Source organism: Calyptranema fuscum S582, assembly GCF_055793305.1.
Genome location: NZ_JBSLYH010000001.1, coordinates 183,374 through 209,191, shown reverse-complemented (window position 1 = coordinate 209,191; position 25,818 = coordinate 183,374). Strand labels below are relative to the sequence as shown.

Genomic DNA, 25,818 nt, shown 5'->3' with positions numbered 1-25,818 from the left:
GCGCTTCCAAAAATAAACTTCCAGGTTTTAATTAATTTGTGATCCTAAAACGAGTAATAGCTTAAAAAAAGCGGCACAGAGTGCCGCTTTTTTGAGCTACTACCATCCTGATTTTGAGCGCATAGCCCTATTTTTTAATTCGGGAGCGGCTCACCGTCATCGTCGCCAGATTGAGATAACAATGTTCCAATCTGTTCGACCTTAGCAATGACTGCTTCTGATTCATCATCTTCTACAGTCGCCTGTGCTGCCCCTGATGCACCATCCATAGAAGCTGCCATTGCTAAGGTTTCTTCGCCCAATCGACTCAAAATTTTTGTCATCTTAGCCGTACTGCCATTTAAGAGCGCTTGTTTCAATTCACTCAAGTCATTAAAAATATCGGTTTCGTGAAGTTGTTTCTCCCATCGCTCAATAAAGACAAGGGCTACAGCCAGATCAACCGATGCCAGATCTTGTTGTAACAGATGAATAGTAGAGTCGAGATTATCGTTTAGTTCAGTAGTTTCAGTCGTATCGGGCATGATAGCTTCCTGCAACATTTTTATAATCTGTATTTCGCTTCAAGCAACTGTTAGAGATTATGGCTCTACGCAATCCCGTTAGGAGATTAGGGGGTAGGGGCAGTGACCCCATGCAGGGATTTCACCCCTGCACCCTGTTCTAACCCTGATGCGTACCGCTATAAGACACGGCGCTTATCAGTTTCACTTTGCTCAAAATCAACACCAAAATCCTCAGTCTAAGGGCGGACACGAAAGGCTGATTTCCTCGTAGCAAGCCGCTTTATATCAAAAGAGTGACGCGATCGCCTGTTTAGATGACTAGGATTCAGCCATACACCCGAGCAAAACTTCAGATTTGAGCAGGATTACTATGACAGTCTCATTACAGCAACCTTCAAATCTTCCGCAAGATCAACAACAGAATCAGCAAAAAGTTCGTTATGCCGTGGTTGGGTTAGGCTGGTTTGCCCAGTCCGCAGCACTACCCTCCTTTACCCACGCTGAAAATTCTGAACTGGTTGCCCTTGTTTCCGATGATCCGACTAAGTTAGCTGAGCTTTCTCAGCAGTACGAAGGGATGCAACGGACGTTTTCCTATGAAGAATATGATGACCTCCTCAGCAGTGGATTGATTGATGCCGTTTACATTGCATTGCCAAACCATCTGCATTGCGATTACACCGTGCGTGCTGCCAGGGCAGGCATCCATGTGTTGTGCGAAAAGCCCATGGCAGTTACCGAAGATGAATGCAAGGCAATGATCAAAGCTGCCGAAGAGAATAATGTCAAACTCATGATTGCCTATCGCCTCCACTTAGAAGAGGCGAATTTGCAAGCCGTAGAGATTGTGCGATCGCGCCAGCTTGGTGAACCTCGCATTTTTAACTCCTTATTCACTCAGCAAACAGCGGCAGGCAACATCCGACTTGATAAGGAAATAGGTGGTGGCACCCTGGATGACATTGGTATCTATTGCATTAATGCAGCCCGATACTTGTTTCAAGATGAACCCGTTGAAGTATTTGCTACCACGGCGAATAACGGAGAAGAGCGGTTTCAAGACGTTGCAGAAATGACCAGTGCGATTCTACGCTTTCCGGGCGATCGCCTGGCAACCTTCACCTGTAGTTTTGGTGCAACCAAAGTTTCAACCTGTCAAGTTGTTGGAACAAAGGGCGATTTACGGGTAGATCCAGCCTATTCGACGCAGGGAGAAATAAAGCATATCCTTACTGTGGATAGCAAGACCCAGGAACAAACCTTCCAATCTCGTGACCAGCTGGCTGCCGAGTTTATTTACTTTTCAGACTGCATTTTGCAAAACCAATCTCCAGAGCCATCGGGCAAAGAAGGGCTGATTGATGTACAAATTATTACAGCCCTCTACCAATCGATCGCAACGGGTGCGTTTGTGCCGCTTGATGGTCTTGAACGTCATAGACGACCAACGATCGCCCAATCCATTGAGCGTCCTCCCGTTCCAGAAAAACCTGATCTGATTCATGTACTTGATCCAGCAGGTAAGTCTTAAGCACAAACGGGCATGATCTGGTGTACAGCGACGATCACAGGCTAAATAACACCTTCAGGCTGGTTTTAGGCAGCACAGTAACGTCGTACTGCCTAAAGCCAGCCTTTATTTTTTCTGCGACTGTACCACGGCTCTCGCCAAGGGAATTATATAGTAGTCAAGGGATTGATTCGGACAAAGGTTGTGTGAGAACCCGCGCGGAGCGCGGGTTCTCACACAACCTCCTCATTTAACCTGACAAAAGTACCAGAAAGCACATTCTATCGTAGGGGCAGGTTTCGCCGAAATGCCGACTGCAAAGCGATCAGAGACTTGCTAAACCTGCCCTTACAAAGATTTGTTCGTCAATCAGGGTTCCGACACAAAATCCATCAGAATCAGCAAAGTCGGCAGAGAAAATAGTTAAATAAAAACTCCATAAATGAATAAAATTATGAATACTCTAAATTGCCTATAGTGAATCTGTCTAATTTATAGTACGTAATTTGCTGAATGAAATATCATGAAGATACACTTGATTTTTATTCTTGATAAGAATTATTTATAGCATGGCTGAAAATCAAGCATTAAAGGCATTTTTGCTTTTATTTAATGATAGTAATTTACCTACTTTTGTTTCACTATTCAATTTATTAACCAGATGACTTTTATTATAGATTTTTTGATAAAAAATCCTGTGAATATAGTCTTAACCAGTTTAAAAATTCTCAATCTTGCTATAGGTAGAGGCAACTCAATTTTTAGGTTTCTAGGATGGATGAATTCAAGTTTTGAATCAGGAGCTTTAATCATGGCTAACAAAGATAAATCATCTAAGAGTGGGGAACAAGGATTTGCCTCCATGGATGCTGATAAGCAGCATGAAATTGCCAGCAAAGGTGGGAAAGCAGCCCACGAAAAAGGCACTGCCCACGAATTCACCCCTGAAGAGGCGAGAGAAGCAGGTCATAAAGGTGGACAGGTAGCCCATGAAAGAGGCACCGCCCATGAATTCACCCCTGAAGAAGCGAAAAAAGCAGGTCGTAAAGGCGGCAAATCCTAACTCCGACGAGTAGATTTGCAACGGGGTGCAGGAGTAAAGCCTCTGTGTGGGGGCATCGCCCCCACCCCCGTTTTGCAAAATGCACGTGCAACACGAATAGACTCAATCCAATCGGAAAGGTTGATCCTAAAAAATATGCACTCTTAAACAGAGGGTGCATATTTTTTCAGGCAAACGCTAACTCACCTGCAATCTTCAAGCCTATCCAGGTTGCTGTCTAAATCTGACTCGCTTCTCTCTTGAGACTGAGTCTTCTATAAAAATCAAGCCAGTCTGTAGTTTGTACCTCTTCGGGCAGATTGAACTTTGATCGGTCTGCGCTGACATTGAGAATGTGAACTGAAATACTTGCTATTGGTTACCGATGGTAAGTTGAACTGTGGAGATCAAACATGGTACAAAACGACCCCGATTTGGGGGAAAAGGCATTAAGCAAAGTAGCAGAGGTGGGTATTGCCAGCCAGCTAGATGAAGTTGAGAAAATTGATGTTGACGTTCGTACCAATCCTGGAAAGTTGGTTCAGGGCGAAGTAGATTCTGTCACTATTTCTGGAAAAGGATTAGTGATGAAGCAAGATCTACGCATGGAATCGCTACAAGTCAGCACTGATAAAGTTGCCATTAATCCGCTTGGTGCTGTGTTTGGTAATATTGAGCTGACTCATCCCACCGATGCCGACGCTGAAATTGTTTTAACCGAAGCTGATATTAATCGGGCGCTCGGATCTGACTATATTCAAAGCAAACTACATAACTTGGAAATGAACGTGGGAGGAAGTCCTACATTCGTAGATGTTCAACAGGCGATCGTAGAATTACCCGGTGATAACAAGTTTGCCATCACGGCTAACTTTTTGCTGAAAGAGCAAGGTGAAGTCAAAAACCTTTCGGCAACAGCCATCCCTCAAATTCAAGATAACGGGCAGCGCATCTCGTTAGAAATTCTATCCGCCGAAGGACAAGGTTTAAACACGGAAATGGTAAGTGCTATTTTTGAGCAACTGACGACCTTGTTAGATCTCCGAAACTTCAATATTCCCGGCATTTCACTCCAGTTGCATCGACTGGATGTGCAGAAAGGTAGATTACTGATTCATGCAGCAACTCAGATTGAACAACTCCCAGCTACCTAAATTCTGACCGTGGTGATTTTATAACTACGTTTGCAGGCGAAACGCCTGGCTTCACGGGCAAAAACGCTCATCACTTCCATACTCCTTCAATTTCAACAATTCAAGAGAAACAATCATGACACAAACTCCTAATGTTCCCCCCTTTATTGAAAGCGATGAACGTGAGTATCGGGATAGCGGTGTCCCCAGCACTGTTGCGATCGCCGGACATCCATTTCATCCCTTACTGGTAACCTTTCCGATTGCATTCTTGACTAGTGTTCTGGCGACCGATGCCATTTACTGGCTAACCAGTGATCCTTTCTGGGCTAGAGTATCATTTTGGCTCATCCTGGGAGGGCTGCTATCGGGACTCATCGCAGGGCTGACCGGAATGATTGATTTTCTGAAAATCGATCGCGTCCGAGAGCACAGTGCTGGCTGGATTCATATGGTAGGCAATATCGCAGCATTAGGGTTATCAGCCATAAATTTAAGCTTGCGCTGGCATAATCAAGCGGGTGCCATACTGCCCGCTGGCATGGCTATTTCATTCATAGTAGCACTGGTGTTGGGTGTGACTGGATGGTATGGCGCTGAACTGGTGTATCGTCACAAAGTAGCCGTCATTGGCTACGGTCCCAAGAGCAGACCCTAATGCCGTCTCTTCCCTTTGAAAGACCCGGAGACGTTCCGTTTGAGTGAGGTATTTAGACTTCCTTTTTTCTAACGTTTAAAGAGTGAAGATTGTACGTTTCAGGATTGTCTTATGAATCACGATTCCGAGCCTAAACCCAATGATAGCCAAGGAACCATCAAACAACCCTTGACGCCTGAAGAGGTTGATCCAGCTCAAAAGCGAGCCCAGAAAGAGGAGTTAGAGCGAGAAGGGAAAACGCTAACAATTAACCCTGGCGATCGCATTGATGAATCAAAATCGTTGCAAGAAAAATCCAAACAAGTAGCCGTCGATGCACCCGACATTACGGGAGATCACATCGTTGTACCGACCTACTTCATTGTCGATGAACCCGATGGATCGAGAAAGGCGCTGCACCATGTCAAAGATGCAGAAGAAATCTCCGACGTTATTCGCCAGGCCCGTGTTGACGAAAACGGCGAACGCACCTGGTCGTAACATCCACCTAGACTGAGAACTGGCGTTTTCCCGTAGGAAAACGCCAGTTCTAATATTAACGAATGATTGGTTGAAACACTGCACGTCATGCAGTGTTTCAACCAATCATCCGTTCTCCCTCAATTGCGTAAGGCGTTGAGGATTCCTGCGAAATCCTTAGGATCACAGATTAATTAACCTGTAATTCTTTTTGAGAGAGCGGCGGCGAAGCCGCCGCTCTCTCGAAAAGAATCGGGTTTTATTAAATCCATGATTCTTAATGTCCCGATAGGCTTTATACACTCTTAAATTCATCAACTTATTTTTTGTGAATGAGTACATCCTCGACCTATTAGCGATCGGTCTACTACTGCTGTTTGTCACATTGGGGTCAGGATGGATCACTCGCCTGCCCCTTTCCTATGCGCTGATCTATTTAGTGGTTGGTATTTTACTCAGCCCTTACGGTGTTGGGTTGATTGAGCTTCGACCCGAAGCCGAGTTTTTAGAACGACTGACGGAACTGGTGGTTCTAATTTCTCTATTCAGCTGTGGCTTGAAGATGAATCGTCCGCTGAAGCTATGGGCGTGGAATTCTACAGCCCGTTTGATTGGGTTGTTAATGCCCTTTTCCATTATGATGGTAGCGGCGATCGCCCACTGGGGGTTACAGTTCAACTGGGGTGGAGCCATTCTACTGGGAGCGATTTTGGCACCCACGGATCCGGTACTAGCGTCAGAAGTCCAGCTATCTGATCCAGATGATCATGATGAATTGCGCTTTGGCTTAACTTCCGAAGGGGGGTTAAATGATGCATTAGCCTTCCCATTTGTCTATTTTGGGCTGTACTGGATTAACGATAGCCACTGGGAAAACTGGTTTCGCGAGTGGGTCGCCGTAGACCTGCTATGGGCGATCGTTGCGGGTTTAGGTATGGGCTTAATAGTACCTCGCAGTATTGTCTGGTTAGACAAGCGGCTACAAAAATTCGTTCAGGTTGATTCCTTAATGGAAGATTTTGTAGCCCTCAGCCTCGTACTGATTACGTATTCCCTGACAGAACTCGTGAATGGCTACGGCTTCCTGGCTGTTTTTGTAGCGGGAATCGTCACCCAACGAAGTTACCATAATCCTGAAAAACAACATTCTCAACTCGAATTTACCGAGAGCATTGAGAAACTCATGGAAGTGGCAACCATTTTACTATTAGGGTCTTTATTGCGAATAGAACCCATCGTGCAATACTCCATGCAAGGCGCATTGATTGCAGGCGCGTTGCTCTTTGTGATTCGCCCAGTGGGAGCTTGGATCAGTACCATCGGCGAGCAGTATAGCCAAAAGCGACGCTGGCTATTTGGTTGGTTTGGCATTCGGGGAGTGGGGTCGCTTTATTATCTGACCTACGCTCTAGGTGAAGGCTTACAGGGAGACATGGGCGAACAAATAGCCTGGATCACCTTCATCACCGTCGTCGTCTCTGTAGTGCTACACGGCATCAGTGCAACACCTTTAATGAATTGGTATAAGCAAGATATGCAGCAAAAAGCAGAGACGATTAAGCAGCAGATCAATAGTAAGAGTTAATACTCTTTTTAGAGGACGTTCGCAACGTCCCGCGATATCACCGTTCCGGGTATAAATGGGTCTGACGAAACCTCTGGTTTCCCAGACCCATTTATACCCGGCTAAAACACAACCAAAGATAGAGGCACGGTCAAGCCGTTGACGGTACATTCCTTTTAGCGGGTGAATCCACACCCTGCCATCCCAGGTAATACTCTGCCAAAGTCGGTAAGTATGGCTGAAGTATTATCAATTATCAATCGCTCTGCGAACCCTACCTCATCATCTGCGGTTCCAGCCTTTTCTGACCGCTATCCCTATGCATAACCTGATTCAAGCCATTTTGATTGGCGACGAGAAAAAAGTTCTACATCAGCTGATTGACACCTTGAGTGACTCCGGCAAGCGTTACTTCTTGCGCAACGAAATTATTCAAACATTTACGGACTGCTGCCTCCCCTCTCCACAAACGGGTCATGCCTATCACAGCTCATCACTGAGCCAACTCATCCATTACACCCACGAACTGATCTTAGACGACGATAGCATTTGGCTGGTGCTGCGCCCCTGGATTGCCAGTCAACAGGTCTGGCGGATTACCCTAGATCTGGCTAACGCGTCAGAAATGCCCCTGGAAGCCCTCCTCGATTTACGCGATCGCCAGGTGAATCGCTATCAACCCCACATTCTCAACCTTGACTTCCATCCGTTCCATCCCAAAGCTCCCATCATCGATGATCCTAGACGGATTGGTCAGGGTCTGGCATTTCTCAATCGCTACTTGTGCGACCGATTGCTGACAGACTTTCATTACTGGTTAGAGGCATTATTTAATGCCCTGCATGTACTTGAACATGACGGCATGCAGCTATTGATCAACGATCGCATTCAATCGGGTGTGGAGCTGTCGCAACACGTTAAGCACGCCCTCCAGGTATTAAGCAAGTATGCTGCCGATCACCCCTATGAAAAAGTTCATCCTGAGTTACAAACTCTGGGGTTTGAACCGGGTTGGGGCAACACCGTGGCTCGCGCCCGCGAAACATTAGAACTGCTCAATCGCCTGATTGAAGATCCGGAACCTGCCATTTTAGAAACCTTTGTCTCTCGGGTTCCAGCAGTCTTTCGCGTCGTACTGATTTCGATTCATGGGTGGGTCAGTCAAGAAAGTGTAGTAGAACGACCAGAAACCCGTAGCCAAGTAGATTACGTGCTGGAACAGACCCGCAGTTTAGAAAGCCAACTCCGTACCGACATCGGCGAAGCAGGGTTAGACTTACTGGGCATTCGTCCTCAAGTGATTATTCTGACGCGCCTGGTTCCCAACTGTACTGAAACACAATGCGCTCTCCCCTGGCAAAAGGTAGACGGCACCGACAATGCCTGGATTCTACGGATACCGTTTCAAACCTTTAATCCCGCTGTAACCCAGAATTGGATTTCTAAGTTCGAGACATGGCCCTACTTAGAAAGCTTTGCTGTGGATGCCGAAAGAGAACTGCTGACACGATTGGGGGGAAACCCCAATTTAATCATTGGCAACTACAGTGAGGGCAATCTGGTCGCATCATTGCTGGCACGTCGGCTGAATGCTATCCAGTGCAATATTGCCCATTCGCTAGAAAAGCCGAAATACCTATTCAGTAATCTGTATTGGCAAGATTTAGAGGACCAGTATCACTTTTCAGCCCAATTTACGGCAGATCTGATCAGCATGAATGCCGCTGACTTCATCATCACCTCGTCTTACCAGGAAATTGTGGGGACGCCAGAAAGCATCGGTCAGTATGAATCTTATAAGTGCTTTACGATGCCCAATTTGTATCATGTGATTGATGGCATTGACCTGTTTAGCCCCAAGTTCAATCGCGTGCCACCAGGTGTCAACGAACAAATCTTCTTTCCCTATCAGCGGATGGAACATCAAGCGGGTGCAGACCAGGCTCGCCTTGAAGCACTGATATTTGAGCAAGAAGATTCACACATTTTCGGGTATCTAGATCAGCCCAAGAAACGCCCCATCTTTGCGGTTTCACCGATCAATGTGATTCAGAATTTAACCGGATTGGTAGAGTGCTTTGGTCGTAGCCAGGCGTTGCAAAGCCACTGTAACTTGATTCTCCTGACCAATGCTCTGGATGCGGCATATACGACAGATGCCGACGAAGTTGAGGAAAGTGCCAAACTTCACAATTTGATGGATCAGTACAACTTGCACGGGCATATTCGCTGGTTAGATGTGCGGCTATCTACTCATGAACTCGGTCAAGCCTATCGAGCGATCGCCACCCATCAGGGGATTTTTGTTCACTTTGCGCGGTTTGAAGCCTTCGGACGCACCATTTTAGAAGCGATGATCTCCGGCTTACCGACCTTTGCCACCCAATTTGGTGGGTCGTTAGAAATTATTCAGGATGGCATCAATGGCTTTCATATCAACCCAACCGACTTAGACGGCACCGCTGAGAAAATTCTCCAATTTTTGAATCAGTGCAAAACCGAGCCTGACTACTGGCATGGGATTTCCGATCGCGCTATCCAACGGATTCAAACCCAATACAACTGGCAGGTTCATACCCGACAACTACTGCAATTGACCAAGATTTATAGCTTTTGGAACTACCTCTATTCTGACCAGCGTGAGGCACTGCAACGCTACCTGGAAGCCCTATTCTATCTTCTCTACAAACCTAGAGCAGAGCAGATTTTAGCAGATCATATGAAGCGGTAACATGAACATTCCACGCTCGCGTAATTTAATTTACACAGACTGGACGCTGATTGAACCCCAATTTGATCCAGAGCAGTTACGGTCTAGAGAAACCGTGTTTACCATTGGCAACGGTTACTTAGGCACACGGGGTAGCTTTGAAGAGGGCTATCCCCAGGCGCTACCTGCCACGTTAGTCCATGGGGTATATGATGATGTCCCTGTGGTCTATACCGAGCTGGCAAATTGTCCGGATTGGCTCTCTCTGGCGGTGATTGTCAATGGCGAGCGGTTTCGGCTCGATCGCGGTGAAATCATCCATTACGAACGGCAGCTTGATTTACGTCACGGCATCTTAAGTCGTTCGATGCGTTGGCGTAGCCCTAATGGCAATATATTAGATTTACGATTTGAGCGGTTTGCCAGTTTGGCAGATCCACACGCATTGGGATTGCGCTGTCAGATTACGCCTGTGGATGTGGATGGCGCGTCAGCGCAGCCGTTCCCCTGGACGATCGAGGTGCAGTCTAGCCTCAATGGCTATGCTGAAAATCAAGGATTTGACCACTGGGAACGACTGGATCAGGGTCAGACAGAGTCAGGTAGCCATCAAAAAACAGAGCCAGGAATTTGGTTACAGGTGCGCACCCGCAGCTCTCGCATCGAGCTGGGCATGGCAAGCAAAATGACGGTGATCGGCACCAATGCCCCCTTGCAAGTCACCAATACTCCCGGCTATCCGACCTTGACGACGACCTTTATGGCGACGTCGGGGCAAGCAGTCAGCGTAGAAAAAATTGTGACCCTCTGCACGTCTCAGGAGACCGAGCACCCCGTTCTAACAGCTCAAGCCAAATTAGCCAGTCTACCTTCCTATGAAACGTTGCTAGAAGCGCATCAGCACGCGTGGAATAGCGTTTGGCAGTACAGCGACATTGAAATTGGCGGCAATAGCGAAGCTCAATTGGCAGTACGCTACAACGTGTTTCAACTGTTTATCGGGGCATCCCCTTATACCGATCGGGTCAGTGTGCCAGCTAAAACACTCTCAGGGTTTGGCTATCGGGGGCATATTTTTTGGGATACAGAAATTTTTATGCTGCCCTTTTTCATCTTGACCCAACCGGCGATCGCCAAAAACTTATTGACCTACCGATATCACACCTTGCCTGGGGCACGACGTAAAGCTGCCCATAGTGGCTATAAGGGAGCCATGTTTGCCTGGGAAAGTGCTGCCACCGGCGATGAAGTCACCCCCCGCTGGGCAATGCCCAATGATCCCTATGCAGAAGATGTGCGCATCTGGTGTCGCGATCGCGAGATTCATATTAGTGCTGACATTGCCTATGCGGTCTGGCAATTCTGGCAAGCTACGGGTGACGACCTCTGGCTGCGCGACTACGGGGCAGAAATTATTTTGGATACGGCTTTATTTTGGATGAGCCGAGTAGAGTGGAATGCCAAGCAAGAACGTTATGAACTCTGTGGCGTGATCGGAGCCGATGAATACCATGAGCAGGTGAATAACAATACCTTCACCAATCGCATGGTGCAGTGGCATTTAGAAAAGGCAGTTACTGTCTATGAATGGTTGCAACACAAGTATCCTGATGCGGCAACAGAACTCGGACAAAAGTTACACCTGACGCCAGAACGGTTACGGCGATGGCAAGCCATCATCACCCAGATCTATATCCCTTACGATGCTGACACAGGGCTAATTGAGCAGTTTGAGGGATTTTTCCAGCTCCAGGATATCAATTTAAACGACTACGAACCTCGCTATCAATCTATTCAAGCGCTTCTCGGCATTGATGAAACTAATCAACGGCAGGTGCTGAAACAACCCGATGTGTTGATGCTGCTTTATCTGATGCGCGGTACCCAAGCGTTTCCATATCGCCCGGACGTGCTGCAAAAAAACTGGAACTACTATGCTCCTCGCACCGATATTACTTACGGATCATCCTTGGGACCTGCCATTCACGCGATCCTGGCATCCGACCTGGGTGCTGCCAATCCCTACGATCAATTTATGCAAGCTGCGTTAGTAGATCTGGAAGATACACGCGGTAATGCCGGAGACGGCATTCACGCAGCGTCAGCCGGAGGGGTTTGGCAAGCCGTAGTATTTGGGTTTGGTGGCATTCAACTGAAAGAGTCGGGTCCCGTTGCTACCCCCCATCTCCCCGATACCTGGACTCACCTGAAATTCAAGCTGCACTGGCGGGGCACCTGGCATAGCTTCAACCTCTTGCCTTCATCAGCGCCAGCAAGCGACATTCAGGGCTTTATCTTCGATCTGGATGGGGTGTTGACAGATACAGCCGAATTTCATTATCGGGCCTGGCAACGGCTGGCCGATGAAGTCGGGCTTCCCTTCAATCGGCAGGCAAATGAAGCACTGCGGGGCGTGTCTCGACGCGAATCGCTTTTGCTCATTGTTGGCGATCGCCCATACTCAGAATCAGAACTTCAGGAGATGATGGAGCGCAAAAACCGCTACTATTTGGAATCAATCCAAGCCATTACCCCTGAAGATGTGTTGCCCGGTGTGATTGCTCTATTGGACGAACTGCGACAAGCAGGCATCAAAATTGCCATCGGGTCTGCCAGCAAGAATGCTCATATGGTGATTGAAAAATTGGGAATTGCCGATCGCGTAGATGCGATCGCCGATGGCTTTAGCGTTGACCGACCCAAACCCGCCCCTGACCTATTTTTGTATGCTGCCACTCAGCTGGGGCTTGCCCCTGCCCAGTGTGTCGTGGTCGAAGATGCAGCCGCTGGCATTGAAGCGGCGATCGCCGCTGGTATGCGAACCATTGGGCTGGATCCTGCCGTTGGCACAGCATCCGCAATCAACAACCGAGTGGCAGCCGCTGATATTGTTCTCCCCAACCTGATTGGCGTTCGCCTGAGCGATCTACAAACCAAACTAAACCGACTGTAGCAATTCAAGCATTACTTCATCCATCGATGAATTGGGTGTAGGTGCCGCACGAAGTGCGGCACCTACACCCAATTCATCCTCTAATCTGATAAGGTTTTACGCCCGCAGGGTACTCTGAGCCCATACCCTATCAGTTGTTCATATATGAAACGTGTGAAACTAGGAATTGCAGGACTAGCCGCGATCGCCAGCATCACCAGTTCAGGTCTCGCTGTGACCTCAGCGACCGCGATCGCATCTCAGCAAACTCCCCTACGTCAGGGTAACGCTCTTCAGCAGGGAGGGCTGGCAACCCCCATGCTGCTGGCAGAGCTGCGTAACTATTGCAACGCCGACGAAAGTGTATGGGTTGAAGCCGAAACTGAAGACTACTGGGTGAACATTTGTGGCGGTGACTTCCCCTATACCTACGTCGGGGTCAACAAACACAACGGCAACACAATCCGGGTACCCCTCGATAATTACGAACGGGACGGTAGCGCCTTTGAAGCAATCAACGGGGATGTTAGTTATCTACTGATTCGCAATACACCCAGAGGCTCATTTTTGACAGTCACCCAAGGAAACAGAGAATTGCTGCGACAGCCGATTTTACGCTGGCAATAGCGTTTTAGACGACCTCGACATCCCATTACTAATTTTGGGGATAAATTTGTACATGAACCCAAAGGGTTCACGTGCAAATTTATCCCTTTTATCATGGCGTGCAAGTTTGTTAAGGACAGAAACAGTGTTGTGGGGCACTGGGTGTCCCACAATACCAGACCGAATCAACCCCGCACAGCGTATAGTAAGCCCTGCCCATCTGGCAGACAGCATCGGGATAAAGCCATCCAATAGTGCCAAAATATAGTACAATTGAATTATTGGCAGTATTGAAAGGAACTGCACTATGCCGACCAAGCTTCTGATTGTCGAAAGCCCTGGCAAAATTAAGAAACTGAGCCAAATTCTCGGTTCAGATTGGCTAGTTCGTGCCAGTATGGGACATATTCGAGAGTTAGCCAATGATGGCGAAGATTCATTAGGCTTTGACTTAGACGACAATTCGGTGCGCTGCCGCTTCATGGCACGGGGATCTCGCGGAGCCGAAACGATTCAGAATTTAAAGGCAGCCGTCCGACAGGTCAAAACCGTAGTGTTGGCAACTGACCCCGACCGCGAGGGAGAAACGATCGCATGGCACCTTCAACAAGCCTTAAATCTCAAAAATCCTCAACGGGTAGTCTATACCGAAATCACACCCAATGCCGTACAACAAGCGATCGCCCATCCGCGTACGCTAGATCTCAACCTGGTTCATTCCGGGTTATGCCGCACGGTTCTAGATAAATTGGTCGGATACAAAGGGTCGCCCTTGCTCTGGCAATTGCAAAACGGAGCCAAGAGCATGGGTCGGGTGCAAAGCGCCACCCTGCATATTCTCTGCAAGCGAGAACGGGAAATTCAGGCATTTGTCCCACAAGACTATTGGAGTGTTTTTGTAGACTACACGCTGGAAGATTCCACAGCACCAGCCTTAAGCTTTCGTGCCTATTACCGGGGAACAACCGCAGAAACACCCCCAGAAGATGCGCAACCCGATGATGCCAGCCAGCCTAATGAGGGGCAAACCCGTGAATCAGCACGAGTTACTTCTAAAGCAGAAGCCGATCGGCTAGTGGCGATCGCCCGCCAGCATCCCCACACTGTCATCAGTGTTGAAGGTAAAACGACTCCCCGCAGCGCACCTCCGCCCTTTGTGACGTCAAGTTTGCAACAAGCAGCCGGTTCTCGGCTACGCTTTAGCCCCGAACACACGATGCAAGTCGCCCAGTCGCTGTATGAAGCAGGGCTAATTACCTATATGCGAACGGATAGCATTGCCCTCAGCCCAGAGTTTTGTCGGCAAGCACGGCAGTGGCTAGAAGCCAACGATCCGGCAAATGTGCCGAAGAAGACCACCCAACATCGCAAACTCAAAGGTGCACAAGAAGCCCATGAAGCCATTCGTCCCACGGATGTCTATCGCCCGTCTAAAGAGCTGCGGGTGGAATTATCGGCGGATGCTTTCTCGTTGTATGTGTTGATCTGGAAACGGGCGATCGCCTCCCAATGTCAACCCGCTCGACTGCGACACACCAAAATTGTGACGCAATCCGGCTCGATCGAATGGCAGGCAAAGGGGCAAGTGATTGAGTTTCCCGGCTACAGCAAATATTGGAATAATTTGAGTGCCGATACAGAACTGCCAACAGTACAGGCAGGGCAAGCCCTCATCCTGAACCAGGCTGCCCATGAACAAAAACAAACCCAACCCCCACCCCGCTACAGCGAACCCAAACTCGTCCAGGTGATGGAACGCAAAGGTATCGGTCGTCCCAGCACCTATGCCCCTACAATTCAAACCTTGAAGCAACGCTTGTATGTGGAACTGACCAAAGGTCATTTACAACCGACACCGCTGGGTTTGGATGTCGATTGCTTTTTGCAAGATGCTTTACCCGATTTGCTAGAAGCAGAATTTACGGCGCAAATGGAAGCGGCACTCGATCAGATTGCAGCGGGTCAGCAAGAGTGGCAGCACTATTTAACTCACTGGAATCAGGACTACTTCGTTCCAGCGTTGGTTAAGGCAAATCAAGTGATTCCCAGCCATCTCACCCATCAGCCAGCCCCTCGCCCCAACCAATCGCTAGACGTATCGCGCACCCGTTGCCCGCAGTGCCAAAAAGCAATGGCGAAAATTCCGAGTAAAAAACTCAAAAAGAAATACTTTCTCAAGTGCGTCAATGGATGCGATGACAGTGTCTTGTTTTGGTCAGACTTTAGTCGTCAATGGGAACCTCCTCGACAAAAATCAAATTCAGACTCGGCATCGCAGGTGACGCCCTCAGAATCGGTATCGAAAACGCACATAACAGAGCATCGCTGCCCCGTTTGCCAAACGTTAATGGAAACCTATGCCTACGAAAAAGAAGGGCAGGCTAAACAACTGCTCCGGTGCTCTGATGCCAAGGCAAGAAGCGATCGCAAACATAAAGATGCTGTCTACTTCCAAACGGCTAAAGGCTGGTGGAGCCCGAAGTTTGGAGAGTTACTCAAACAAGATAGCCCCAGCCCCGTGGGTACCCATACGTCGTAAAAGACGGCACCGAGTAAAGATGAACTATAGGGCGAGTTTTAAAACCTGCTAAAAAGTTGTTTTTTCGTGCGCGAAGCGCACGAAAAAACAACCCTTTTAAAACAGATCCTAGTGTTGCAAACACCAAATTTTGCAACATGGGGGGTTGGGGGCTTCGCCCCCAAGAAGGGGTTCCACCCCTTCACCCCTTACAAAACTTTCGTTTTGCTGTACTAGCACTTTTTGATAGGGTCTATTGAATGCGTTCGATAATGGGACAAATTGTTTCTTCAGGATGCTCTGGAACAGCTTCCCATCCAGACAATAAGCCCTTTAATTCTTGTTTAAGAATTTGCAATTGCTGAATTTGTTGTTCAATATCTGCCAATTTATTTTCTAGCTTTACTTTAATGTGACTACAGGGTAAATCACCCTGATCATGCACATCCAGGAACTCTTTGATTTCTAATAAACTTAAACCAAGACTCTGAGCACGTTTGATAAATCGCAATCGACCAAAGACATCAGAGCTAAATAAACGGTAATTTCCCTCCGTTCTGCCCAATGTTTTGAGCAGTCCTAGCTCATCGTAGTAACGAATAGTTTTGATCGGCAATCCACTTTCTTTTGCGACTACGCCAATCCGCTTTAAGTTTTCTTGAGTCAGCATAACAACCTCGCCAATACCTTAAGTGTCCGGGGTAATGTTCTCGATCTATTGCGAATTTTTTGGCAAGGCGCACCTTACCAAAAAATTCGCAACACATTTGAAACACTACCATTTTTATTCTAATCTCTCCAGTGAACTAGAGAGTCAAGACAATAGATATGGCGGCATCGGGGTATGAATTTAACCGGGATCATGTCAGCGATCGCACTTTTGCAACGAGCTAACGTCCGCTTGATTGGGTGGCTGGGGCATTGCAGCCTGAGAATTTTCTTTTACTAATCGTCGGTAGGTGCGATAGGGCAGATAGTGCAACGGATTGTAACCCGTCAATCGCAAAATTAAAACACACGCCCAAGAATATCGTCCGGTTGCGATCGCCTCAATAATTTGATCTAGCTCTTGAGAATTCATCAATCGTCTAGAGCCATCTTGAAAATACGTTAACTTCGTGTGAGGGTGGTTCATGATATTCTCCTGTTGCTTAGCGATCGCCAAACAGTGAATTTAAAAACAAACCCCATTAACAGAGCCTTTAGATCACAAATTCAACAAAACCCGGATGTTTATTTTGGGTCTGATTAAATCCACAATCCTTAAGCAGATCACAGGTAATAGATTGTCATCAGGTGCAGCAAGACAGGTGAGCTCGTGTTTCAAGCACAATGTGTTTCAAGCACAATGTGTTTCAAGCACGACTATACGGATGGGAGAAGTGCGGCTGTTCGATCATCCATAGATTCAGGGGGTTGACATGAACAGTAAAACAACGGAGTCAACAGAATCAAGTACTTAACCGTAATTTCACAGAGACAGACGACCACGGAGTCGCCATTCGACGCCAGAGAGAACTCTGGATGAGCGTCACACAGGTAAGATGGCAGTTTTAGTTGAGATTTGAACGGGTTAATTGACCCAAGCCAAGCCAGTTATGAATTTAAAGCTTTGATGAAGAAAGGTTGGCAGGTCGATTAGATATATTTTATTTTCGTCAATCGTTATATAGTTAATAAAGTATAAACCCTTAACAAACGTCACAATTAATACAGGTCTTTAATCAGCAAGATTGGGTGATGCCCGGAGCCGTTGTTCCTGGTTTGGAAAGGTGCGTGCCTTTCCAAACCACTATAGGCGTACGCGTTTGAGTCAGGACGGGATGCAGGGGTGGAACCTCTGGCTGGGGGCGCAGCCCTAACATCCCCTATCGTGACCTGATGACGTCAGGCTATAACAACGGCTTCGCAACACTACCCAGAATTACGGTTGTTGTGAATCAAATCATAGAGAGTCCGCAGGAGGTCTTCCAGGGGATAGGGCTTTGCTAAAAATGCATTGGCTCCTGCGGCAAGAACAGGGTCTTTAAAAGACGATAAGCCGCTGATGGCGATGATATTTACGGCTGGATTCATCTTTTTAAGGGTGCGAACAGCAGTAATACCATCCATATTGGGCATCATCATATCCATCAAAACGATGGCGATATCAGCTTTGTGCTTGGCATACGTGGCGATCGCCTCTGCACCATCATTGGCAACCAGGGTTTTGTAACAATGACTTTCGAGTAACGATCGATTCGTTTGTTGCACAATCGGATCATCATCAACAATTAACACGAGTTCACCCGCCCCGTGCAGCGGTTGTGCCTCCTGTCCCGTCTGGTTTGGTGTACCTTCAATCATAGGTAAGTACACCTTAAACTGACTCCCTTGCCCCATCTCACTGGAAACTTGCAAAAAGCCCCCATGGCTTTTGACAATTCCGAGAACCGTGGAAAGCCCCAACCCTGTTCCCTGACCAGGTTGCTTGGTGGTAAAGAAAGGATCAAAAATGCGATCGCGAATTTCTAGAGGGATGCCGGTGCCCGTATCTGTAATCGTGACTAACAAATAGTTACCCACCTGGGCATCCAGATTTTTATGGGCAAGGCTTTTATCGACAAAGCAATTTTCAGCCGAGAGGGTTAGAACGCCACCATCGGGCATGGCATCCCGAGCATTGACACACAGATTCAAAAATACCTGATGCAGATGGGTCGGATCAGCCGAAACCAACCAGAGAGCCTGATCGGGGATCTGCTGTCGAATTCTGATTGTTTTGGGAAACGTTTGCTGAACCACGGCAATCACTTCTTTAAGCAATAGATCTACTTGCACATTAATCCGATCGCCTTCTGTGCCACGCACACATGCCAAAATTTGTTTCACCATATTTGCACCCCGTCGGGCACTCTCTTCCAAAACCTGCAACATTTCTAGCGATCGCGCATCGAGATTATGACGGGTTAAGCGCAATAGTTGGGAAATCGTCAAAATTGGCGTCAACACATTGTTGAGGTCATGGGCAATGCCACTGGCAAGAGTGCCCAGGCTTTCTAACCGTTGAGCACGATAAAACTGGTCTTCCAACTGTTTTTTCTCAGTGATATCTGTATCAACGGACAAAATAAACTTAGGTTGCTCTGCTTCATCTCGCACCAGCGTCCAGCGGGATTCAACGGTGACATTTCTACCCGTTTTTGTTACCTTACCGATCTCACCGCGCCACTCTCCTTCGGCTAGCAAAAGGTGCATAATGCTGACGATATTCGCTTCTTCTTCGTGCAACAAATCATGCACGGTTTGACCGATTGTTTCGGCAGCTTGCCAGCCATACAACCGCTCAGCACCCTGGTTCCAATAGAGAATGTGGTGGTTTAAGTCACGCACAAAAATTGCATCTGAGGCAATATCTAATAAGGCTGCTTGTTCCCGAATTTTTCGTTCTGCCTGTTTGCGCTCCGTAATATCTTCATCAACGCTGACATAGCCGATGATGTCACCTCTTGCGGATTTCATGGTAGCGACACGCGCTGCCACCCAGCGAATCTCACCATCGGGGGTCAACAGGCGAAATTCGGGCAAGTTCTGGCTGTCGTCATATAAATAGGTATCCCAGGCGCTAAACAGCATCTCTCGATCGTCTGGGTGAATAGCCTGCAACCAACCATCTCCCAGCGAATTTTCTGCACTGAGTCCCGACATTTCTTGCCAGCGATTGTTGGTATACAGGCAAATGCCATCGGCATTGGTTTGGCAAATACCAATCGGCGCAGCCGCACTCAGCGAACGAAATCGTTCTTCGCTTTCCTCCAGCACAGCCTGCATCCGTTGCCGTTCTAATAGCTCATGCCGCATTTTCTCGTACAGTTCAGATTGTAGAATGGCGATGCTTACCTGAGTTGCCAGTCGTTGCAACAGCGCAATTTCGGCAGGGTGCCAGTGTCGGGGAGCCGAGCATTGATGGACGATCAGTAAGCCCCAGAGCATCTCTCCTTGCAAAATGGGGACGACCAGATTGGCTTTGACCTGAAATGATTTGAGTAACGCCATATGGCAGGGTGCCAGGTCATCTTGCTCGACATCGGAGATAGCGGCAATTCGACCCTGGAGATAGGGTTCAATATAGCGATCGCTAAAGCAATCATCGGAAATGATAGTATGCAGCATCGACGTCCACTCTGCCCCGACCGATTCCATAATCACCTCGCCCTGCCAATCGGGGCGAAACCGAAAGATGATGACTCGATCTGTGACCAGCACCTGTCTGACCCGCTTGACCGTTTGGGATAAGACTTCATTTAGATCGAGAGATTGACGGATATCTTGAGCGATATCGGCAAGCAAGTATTCTTGACGAATTTGCTGCTGAAGTGTGAATTCAGCTTGTTTTCGATCTGTGATATCAAAAATCACCCCCACCATTCTTAGCGGTTGCCCCGACTCGTCATATAGCCCTCGCCCTTTGCCCAGCACCCAGCGAATGCTGCCGTCTCGCAGAACCAGACGATATTCGATTTCTAGATCGGTTTGGTGTTTGAGTGCCTGGAAAAGGGTGTGTTCAACAGTCTCTCGATCGTCCGGGTGAAGGTGCCCAAGCCACAATTGATAGGTGGGTTCCACTTCACCCGGCTGATAGCCAAATAGGCGATAGTGATTGGCATTCCAGGTCAATGTTGCCGTCGAGATATGCCAATCCCAACTGCCGGTATAGGTGAGATCGAGGGCTAAGCGCAATTGTTCTTCACTTTTTTGCAGAGTGGCTTCTGCCTGCTTCTGCCCCACTTCTAAGCGTTTGCGCTCCGTAATATCGTGACTGACAACCGTTATCAGCCAGCACGTTTCATCGATCCGTTGAGAGGCATGAGCGCTAGAAATCCAACGGATGGAACCGTCTTTATGAAGAAACCGAAATTCGGCAGTGACATCGCACTCAGCAAAAAATCGATCAAATAAGGGCATCAAGACTGTTTCCTGATCCTCTGCAACAACTCTTGACCACCACAGGGTTTGATCTGCCATCAATTCTTCAACGGTGTAACCAAACAAGGTTTCACAGCCATTGGAAAAGTAGTCATATTGCCACTCTTGGGTGTCCGAGAGACGAAAACTGGCGATCGCGGCGATCGCACTATCAAGAATGCGGCTGAGTTTAGCTTCAGAGGTTTGCAGCGACAGTTCCAGTTGTTTGCGATCGTTAATATCGATGGCTGTACCCACCAGGCGATAAATCCGACCCTGTTGATTGCGCAACGGAGACAGCGTGGTTAACGTCCAGATGGTGTGATCCTGAAACACCACATGTTCTTCATAGGAAATGTTGGTGCCAGCTTGCAAACACCGTTCATAGTTGCGGCGAAATCTGGTTCCAATGGCATCTCCAAATGCTTCTTCTGGCGTTTTACCTTGCAGGTATTGAGCCGCCCTACCGGCTAATTGTTCAGCCGTACTGTTGAAGCCAGCATATCGAAAGTCGTTGGTTTCAGTCACATCTAGGACAAAGATTCCCTGGGCAGCACCATCGTAAATACTGCTGAGAAATTCTTCGCGTTGCCGCAGTTCGGCTTCGGCTTGCTTGCGATCGGTGATATCTTCAGCAATGCCGCCATAGCTATACACCTGTCCGGCTTCATTACGAATGGCAAACCCCCAATCCCAGATCCAGCGGATCGAGCCATCAGGGCGGATGATGCGGTATTCGACATCACTGGGTGCCCCCTGACGTTGCTGTTCTAGTTTGCGCTGGACGCGATCGCGATCGTCTGGGTAAATTGCCTCTAACCAAGAGTTGGGTTGGTCGATCAGACTTTGGCGAGACCGTCCCCAAATCTGTTCATAAACAGGGCTGACATATTGGTTATCCAGCGACACGAGATCGGCAAGCCAAACTACCGCATGGCTATTTTCGGCAAAATGGCGAAACTTTGCTTCACTTTGCTGTAATGCCAGTTCTGTTTGTTTGCGATCGGTAATATCTCGCAAAATCGACAGATGGCGACCGGGGACAAAGTTGGCGATCGCGGCAAATTCAGTATCTCGAATGGTGCCATCAGGACAATGCAGACGAAATTCACCCGACATTTGCCCGACATCAAGAAACTGCTGCCAAACCTCTGCCATCTCTATTGTTGGATCGGCAAAATCGGCAATGTTAGACTGCAACAACGCTGCTTTAGACAGCCCAAATAAGGTGCAAGCAGCGGGGTTGGCATCTACATAACAGCCATTGTCATCAGCAATGGCGATCGCATCCAGAGCTTGATCAAATAGGGCTTGCCACTGATGCTGTTGATGGTGTAACGATTGATTGATCTCCTGTAACGATTGATTGATCGTCATCAATTCGCGAGTACGCTCCAGCACCCGCCATTCCAGGTCATGACGCAATACTTGCAACTGCTGGTTCTGCTGCTCAATCGTCTGCTGGGCAAGCATGAGTTCCTGATGCGTCTGGCGCAAGTCTGCCTGAAGCGATCGCAGTTGCTCGCGTGCAGTCTGAAGTTCCTGATTTACCGATTGCAGATCAGCACCATCATCAGGTGGCGTCGGGGATTGTTTCGTCTGACTTGGCAGAGAAGAGGCGTATAGCGGGTTTAACTGATAGCCCACCCGATAAACTGTTTTAATCCAATCTTTTGCCGCACCCACAGCCGTTAATTTGTGTCGTAACTCTTTAATATGAACGCGAACCGCTTCTTCTCCGGGGTATTCGGTAGAACACCAGGCATGGTCTAAAATGGCTGTCGCACTCAGTGTTTTTTCGGGATGTCGCAGAAATAGCTCTAAAATGGCATATTCTTTAGGCGTAACAGACAGGAGATAGGTACCATAAGTGACTTTGCGGCTACTGGGATCAATCGATAAATTTCCCCAGCTTAAGATCGCCGGGTTCGCCAAATTACCACGACGCATCAATGCCTGTACCCGCGCAATCAATTCTTCCGAATCAAACGGTTTGACGACATAATCATCGGCTCCCGCATTCAGTGCGATCGCCTTTTGCTGCCCGCCGCCTTGTCCGGTCAATAACAAAATAGGCATTTGCAATCCCTGGTCGCGAAGCTGTTGACACAGGCTGATCCCATCTAATTTGGGCAACCCCACATCGAGCAAAATCAAGTCGTAGTCAAAGACTTCTGCCATCTGCAACCCTGCTTCGCCATCGGCTGCAATATCGACAGCGTAGTTGTAGCTAGAAAGCAGGAATTCTAAGGTCTGCGCCAACATGCGATCGTCTTCTACAACTAAAATCTTCATAGCAGGCAACGAATGAGACTGTTGTTATGTTTGAACCTATAGCGAATTGAACGAATGATTACTCACTCAGGATCGTAGATACAATAGAATCGAACCTTTGAGAGAGGGGTGGCTCCGCTGCCCCGCTTTTACAAAGATTCACAGGTTCATTTGTTTGTGATCCTGAATAAATAGACCTTTATTAAAACATTTCTTGAAAATTTAGTTGAATTAAGTCATCGAACTTATCGCTTGTTGGGCTGGGTGTAACTCTTTTTATAGAAAGGGGATGTTATCAATCTGTAATTCTTCACAGTTTCTTTACAACTGATCGTGAAACTGGTTAGAAGGAATTCAAGTAGTGCCAGCTACTCAGGCAAATCGTTTACTTGGGTCTACCCGCTTCGTGGATCGCATGGAAATAGTGAAGGAGTTCAAACGTGAATACCGATGATACGCCTCGTTCAAACAATAATTTTGACGGATTTTCTCAGCGTGTGGTCGAAGCTTTAGGGCGGCTTCAAGCCCAGGCAACCCGATCTATTTCAGGGAGCATTTATATCTACGACCTGGTTGATCAATGTACGATTTATGCGAGTTGTTCGATTGCTGCAATGCTCGGTTACACAGCCGACGCCATTCATGACATGGGGGCGACGGGGTTAGCACTGTTGATTCATCCGCATGACTTAAACCGGGTTTCCGAGCATTATCAACGGTTCACGACTTTACATGCCGACGATGTAATTGCGATCGACTACCGCATGAAACGGGCAGATGGCACATGGTGTTTACTGCGATCGCAAGAAACCCCGTTAGTCACAGCCACTGATGGGTTTCCGTTGCAGGTAATTGGCAGGCTTCAAGTGGTCAATCAACGCGGGTTTGCTCGGGTAAATGAATCGACGGTATTGGGTGAATCTGTCTATCATTTTGAGCAACTCAAGCTTGAAGATGTGTTTCATACCTATCGATCGAATCTATTTGCTTAAGTCTGGTTGGCGTATTGATTTGCGTGATGAAATTTGATGTGGGTGCCGCACTTCGCGCGGCACCCACACCAAATTTCATAACTGGATTAAGTCATGCTTAATGCTATTGCAAGCCTGCTTCTTGCGATATTTTCAGGGCTAACCCTGTCCAATCGAGATCACTGTTACCCTCTGCAACAAGAGCCGATAAGCGATCGCGCAATAGGCTGGCTAATGGCATCGGCATCTGGCTCTCGTCAGCGGTTTGTAATGCCAGCGTTACATCTTTTAAACCCAGCGATAGCTTAAAGCCTGCGGGTTCATACTGCTGCTCCGCAATCAGTCGGCCATAGGTTTGATAAATAGGGCAGGCAAATAAGGTTTGGCTGACGAAGTTGGCAACCGCAAGGCGATCGATCCCATTCTTTTCTGCCAGGGTAAAGGCTTCTGCCATGGCTTCGATCGCTGAAACAATCAAAAAATTGCCCGCCAGCTTCACCACATTGGCGGCTCCTGCCTCGTCGCCAAAGTCAAACTGTCCCTGGCTCAACTGTTCCAGGATGGGTTTGACTCGGGTTTTGGCAGCGCTATGTCCCGACAGAGCAATCCATAGCTTACGAGCCACCGCTGCATCCGGGCGACCGAACACAGGTGATGCGACATAATGTGCGCCCTGGTGGTCGTGCAGTGCCGCTAGTTTACGAGCCGTCGCCGGAGATACGGTACTCATCGACAGATGAATACCATCGTGCCCTAAGCCTGCAAGAATGCCGTTTTCACCAAGCACCACCGCTTCTAGGGCAGCATCGTTTGATAGCATGGTAATGACGATGCCACCGGGTTCGATAACGGCAGCAGGCTGATCGACCAGCCGTGCCCCTTGTTGTACCAACGGCTGGGCTTTTTCTACGGTACGATTATAAACGGTTAATGGATACCCTGCTGCCAGCACATTCATGGCGATCGGTAAGCCCATGTTCCCCAGTCCGATGAACCCAATTGTTTCACGCATATGGTAGTCCTGTGTTGATGTAGCCGACTCAACCGTTAGGAGTGTTGCTGATTTTGGAGATGAATTTGACCGCAAACCCACAGGTTCCCCTGTTAAATTCATCCCGCCAGTCAGCCATGCCATTCGGCGAGAATCAGGGTCATGATAAACGCTCTTGCCCAAAAAGCGATCGCGGCACCTTAAGATCGTAGGTAGTGGTATGTAGATGATGATTTTTTGTGGCGCGGGTGACACCTGCGCCACCAACGTTGCAGTTGAGAATAGTGTTTCAAATGTATTGTCCATTGTGTGGGAAGGCGCGCTCCGTGCGCCTTCCCACACAATGAACTACACATCTAGAACCTCACCCATTTGAGCGTATGCTGTGTTCTCTGAGAGATAGAGTCTGATGAAACCCATTGAAGAAACGTTTTTAGAGCTGGACTGGGAAGATGCGGATGCTGCCCGTCAAGCGCGAGATAGCCGAGCCGAAGAACTCCAGTCGCAGGGGTTGGTTTGTGTGCTGAAAAACTTGTATAACGCGGTTAATGGACGCCGTGTGTTTATGTTGATTGCGACCGAAGCCGAAAAAATCGATTCGCTGACCTCCCCAGATGGGCAGGGTGGCTCTCGATCTGAGGGATCGAGAAGTCGATCGCTGATTCCCAAACGCAAAAGTCGAGCCGGATCAGAAACCGAAATCCGCTAAGGATCGTGGATTAAATAAGATCGAATATTGAATCGTTTGAAGGGGCGAACGGCCGTTCGCCCGTACGACACATCACCGGAGTTATTTAATTCTTATTCCTAAGGATTGTGGATTAAATGAGATTCAGGAAGAAATGGATTTGATCCCCCCTAGCAGCCTGTCGGAGAAATGGATTTGATCCCCCCTCGCCCCCCTAAAAAAGGGGGGAATTGCCCGGAAGTCCCCCTTTTTTCTAGCGCAGCGGCGCGAATGCGCGGGGATTTAGGGGGATCGAGCAGGATTGTAGCTTCT

At 48.1% G+C, this 25,818-nt stretch carries 16 protein-coding genes and 1 pseudogene; 12 read left to right on the top strand and 5 right to left on the bottom strand.

The window, feature by feature from the left end; genetic code table 11:
- Positions 1-134: 134 nt before the first annotated feature.
- Positions 135-542 (bottom strand): hypothetical protein, encoded by a 408-nt coding sequence (locus ACR6Z4_RS00735; protein WP_479715289.1) that lies wholly within the window; start codon positions 540-542, stop codon positions 135-137.
- A gap of 334 nt (positions 543-876) precedes the next feature.
- On the opposite strand from ACR6Z4_RS00735, the gene ACR6Z4_RS00730 reads away from it, so the two are divergent.
- From ACR6Z4_RS00730 to topA, 10 genes are all read left to right on the top strand, one after another.
- Entirely contained in the window at positions 877-2,037 is a 1,161-nt protein-coding gene (locus tag ACR6Z4_RS00730) for a Gfo/Idh/MocA family protein (protein ID WP_479715288.1), read from the top strand.
- Positions 2,038-2,677: 640 nt separating this feature from the next.
- The gene (locus tag ACR6Z4_RS00725) at positions 2,678-3,079 is read left to right on the top strand and encodes a con-10 family general stress protein (protein ID WP_479715287.1); all 402 of its coding nucleotides are present in this window, start codon (positions 2,678-2,680) and stop codon (positions 3,077-3,079) included.
- 392 nt (positions 3,080-3,471) lie between these two features.
- A complete protein-coding gene (locus tag ACR6Z4_RS00720) occupies positions 3,472-4,212 on the top strand; it encodes an LmeA family phospholipid-binding protein (protein ID WP_479715286.1) in 741 nt (246 codons plus the stop codon).
- 115 nt (positions 4,213-4,327) lie between these two features.
- On the top strand, positions 4,328-4,849 hold the full coding sequence (locus ACR6Z4_RS00715) for a DUF2231 domain-containing protein (RefSeq protein ID WP_479715285.1): 522 nt from the start codon (positions 4,328-4,330) through the stop codon (positions 4,847-4,849).
- 111 nt (positions 4,850-4,960) lie between these two features.
- On the top strand, positions 4,961-5,329 hold the full coding sequence (locus ACR6Z4_RS00710; RefSeq protein ID WP_479715284.1) for a hypothetical protein: 369 nt from the start codon (positions 4,961-4,963) through the stop codon (positions 5,327-5,329).
- Between the two features lie 307 nt (positions 5,330-5,636).
- Positions 5,637-6,893 (top strand): cation:proton antiporter, encoded by a 1,257-nt coding sequence (locus ACR6Z4_RS00705; protein WP_479715283.1) that lies wholly within the window; start codon positions 5,637-5,639, stop codon positions 6,891-6,893.
- Positions 6,894-7,191: 298 nt separating this feature from the next.
- Entirely contained in the window at positions 7,192-9,603 is a 2,412-nt protein-coding gene (locus ACR6Z4_RS00700) for a sucrose synthase (protein ID WP_479715282.1), read from the top strand.
- Between the two features lies 1 nt (position 9,604).
- On the top strand, positions 9,605-12,535 hold the full coding sequence (gene pgmB / locus ACR6Z4_RS00695; RefSeq protein WP_479715281.1) for a beta-phosphoglucomutase: 2,931 nt from the start codon (positions 9,605-9,607) through the stop codon (positions 12,533-12,535).
- A gap of 144 nt (positions 12,536-12,679) precedes the next feature.
- The gene (locus tag ACR6Z4_RS00690) at positions 12,680-13,141 is read left to right on the top strand and encodes a hypothetical protein (RefSeq protein WP_479715280.1); all 462 of its coding nucleotides are present in this window, start codon (positions 12,680-12,682) and stop codon (positions 13,139-13,141) included.
- A gap of 286 nt (positions 13,142-13,427) precedes the next feature.
- Positions 13,428-15,659 carry a type I DNA topoisomerase gene (topA, locus tag ACR6Z4_RS00685; protein WP_479715279.1) on the top strand — a complete coding sequence of 744 codons (2,232 nt, stop codon included), beginning with the start codon at positions 13,428-13,430 and terminating at the stop codon, positions 15,657-15,659.
- Between the two features lie 232 nt (positions 15,660-15,891).
- On the opposite strand, the gene ACR6Z4_RS00680 is transcribed toward topA, so the two are convergent.
- From ACR6Z4_RS00680 to ACR6Z4_RS00670, 3 genes and pseudogenes are all read right to left on the bottom strand, one after another.
- On the bottom strand, positions 15,892-16,308 hold the full coding sequence (locus tag ACR6Z4_RS00680; protein ID WP_479715278.1) for a heavy metal-responsive transcriptional regulator: 417 nt from the start codon (positions 16,306-16,308) through the stop codon (positions 15,892-15,894).
- Positions 16,309-16,566: 258 nt separating this feature from the next.
- Positions 16,567-16,773, bottom strand: a pseudogene (locus ACR6Z4_RS00675) (HetP family heterocyst commitment protein); the annotation flags it as partial.
- A 779-nt stretch (positions 16,774-17,552) separates the two neighbouring features.
- Positions 17,553-22,877 (bottom strand): PAS domain S-box protein, encoded by a 5,325-nt coding sequence (locus ACR6Z4_RS00670; protein ID WP_479715277.1) that lies wholly within the window; start codon positions 22,875-22,877, stop codon positions 17,553-17,555.
- Positions 22,878-23,296: 419 nt separating this feature from the next.
- Here ACR6Z4_RS00670 and ACR6Z4_RS00665 point away from each other — a divergent pair, with 419 nt between their 5' ends.
- Positions 23,297-23,848 carry a PAS domain-containing protein gene (locus tag ACR6Z4_RS00665; RefSeq protein ID WP_479715276.1) on the top strand — a complete coding sequence of 184 codons (552 nt, stop codon included), beginning with the start codon at positions 23,297-23,299 and terminating at the stop codon, positions 23,846-23,848.
- Between the two features lie 103 nt (positions 23,849-23,951).
- Here the strand turns inward: ACR6Z4_RS00665 and ACR6Z4_RS00660 are convergent, their stop codons facing one another.
- The gene (locus ACR6Z4_RS00660) at positions 23,952-24,839 is read right to left on the bottom strand and encodes an NAD(P)-dependent oxidoreductase (protein ID WP_479715275.1); all 888 of its coding nucleotides are present in this window, start codon (positions 24,837-24,839) and stop codon (positions 23,952-23,954) included.
- 388 nt (positions 24,840-25,227) lie between these two features.
- Here ACR6Z4_RS00660 and ACR6Z4_RS00655 point away from each other — a divergent pair, with 388 nt between their 5' ends.
- Positions 25,228-25,527 (top strand): hypothetical protein, encoded by a 300-nt coding sequence (locus ACR6Z4_RS00655; RefSeq protein WP_479715274.1) that lies wholly within the window; start codon positions 25,228-25,230, stop codon positions 25,525-25,527.
- The last annotated feature ends 291 nt before the right edge of the window (positions 25,528-25,818 follow it).

Coding starts and splice junctions, on each gene's coding strand:
- ACR6Z4_RS00735 (WP_479715289.1), bottom strand. CDS start 542: ATGTTGCAGGAAGCTATCATGCCCGATACGACTGAAACTACTGAACTA.
- ACR6Z4_RS00730 (WP_479715288.1), top strand. CDS start 877: ATGACAGTCTCATTACAGCAACCTTCAAATCTTCCGCAAGATCAACAA.
- ACR6Z4_RS00725 (WP_479715287.1), top strand. CDS start 2,678: ATGACTTTTATTATAGATTTTTTGATAAAAAATCCTGTGAATATAGTC.
- ACR6Z4_RS00720 (WP_479715286.1), top strand. CDS start 3,472: ATGGTACAAAACGACCCCGATTTGGGGGAAAAGGCATTAAGCAAAGTA.
- ACR6Z4_RS00715 (WP_479715285.1), top strand. CDS start 4,328: ATGACACAAACTCCTAATGTTCCCCCCTTTATTGAAAGCGATGAACGT.
- ACR6Z4_RS00710 (WP_479715284.1), top strand. CDS start 4,961: ATGAATCACGATTCCGAGCCTAAACCCAATGATAGCCAAGGAACCATC.
- ACR6Z4_RS00700 (WP_479715282.1), top strand. CDS start 7,192: ATGCATAACCTGATTCAAGCCATTTTGATTGGCGACGAGAAAAAAGTT.
- pgmB (WP_479715281.1), top strand. CDS start 9,605: ATGAACATTCCACGCTCGCGTAATTTAATTTACACAGACTGGACGCTG.
- ACR6Z4_RS00690 (WP_479715280.1), top strand. CDS start 12,680: ATGAAACGTGTGAAACTAGGAATTGCAGGACTAGCCGCGATCGCCAGC.
- topA (WP_479715279.1), top strand. CDS start 13,428: ATGCCGACCAAGCTTCTGATTGTCGAAAGCCCTGGCAAAATTAAGAAA.
- ACR6Z4_RS00680 (WP_479715278.1), bottom strand. CDS start 16,308: ATGCTGACTCAAGAAAACTTAAAGCGGATTGGCGTAGTCGCAAAAGAA.
- ACR6Z4_RS00670 (WP_479715277.1), bottom strand. CDS start 22,877: ATGAAGATTTTAGTTGTAGAAGACGATCGCATGTTGGCGCAGACCTTA.
- ACR6Z4_RS00660 (WP_479715275.1), bottom strand. CDS start 24,839: ATGCGTGAAACAATTGGGTTCATCGGACTGGGGAACATGGGCTTACCG.
- ACR6Z4_RS00655 (WP_479715274.1), top strand. CDS start 25,228: ATGAAACCCATTGAAGAAACGTTTTTAGAGCTGGACTGGGAAGATGCG.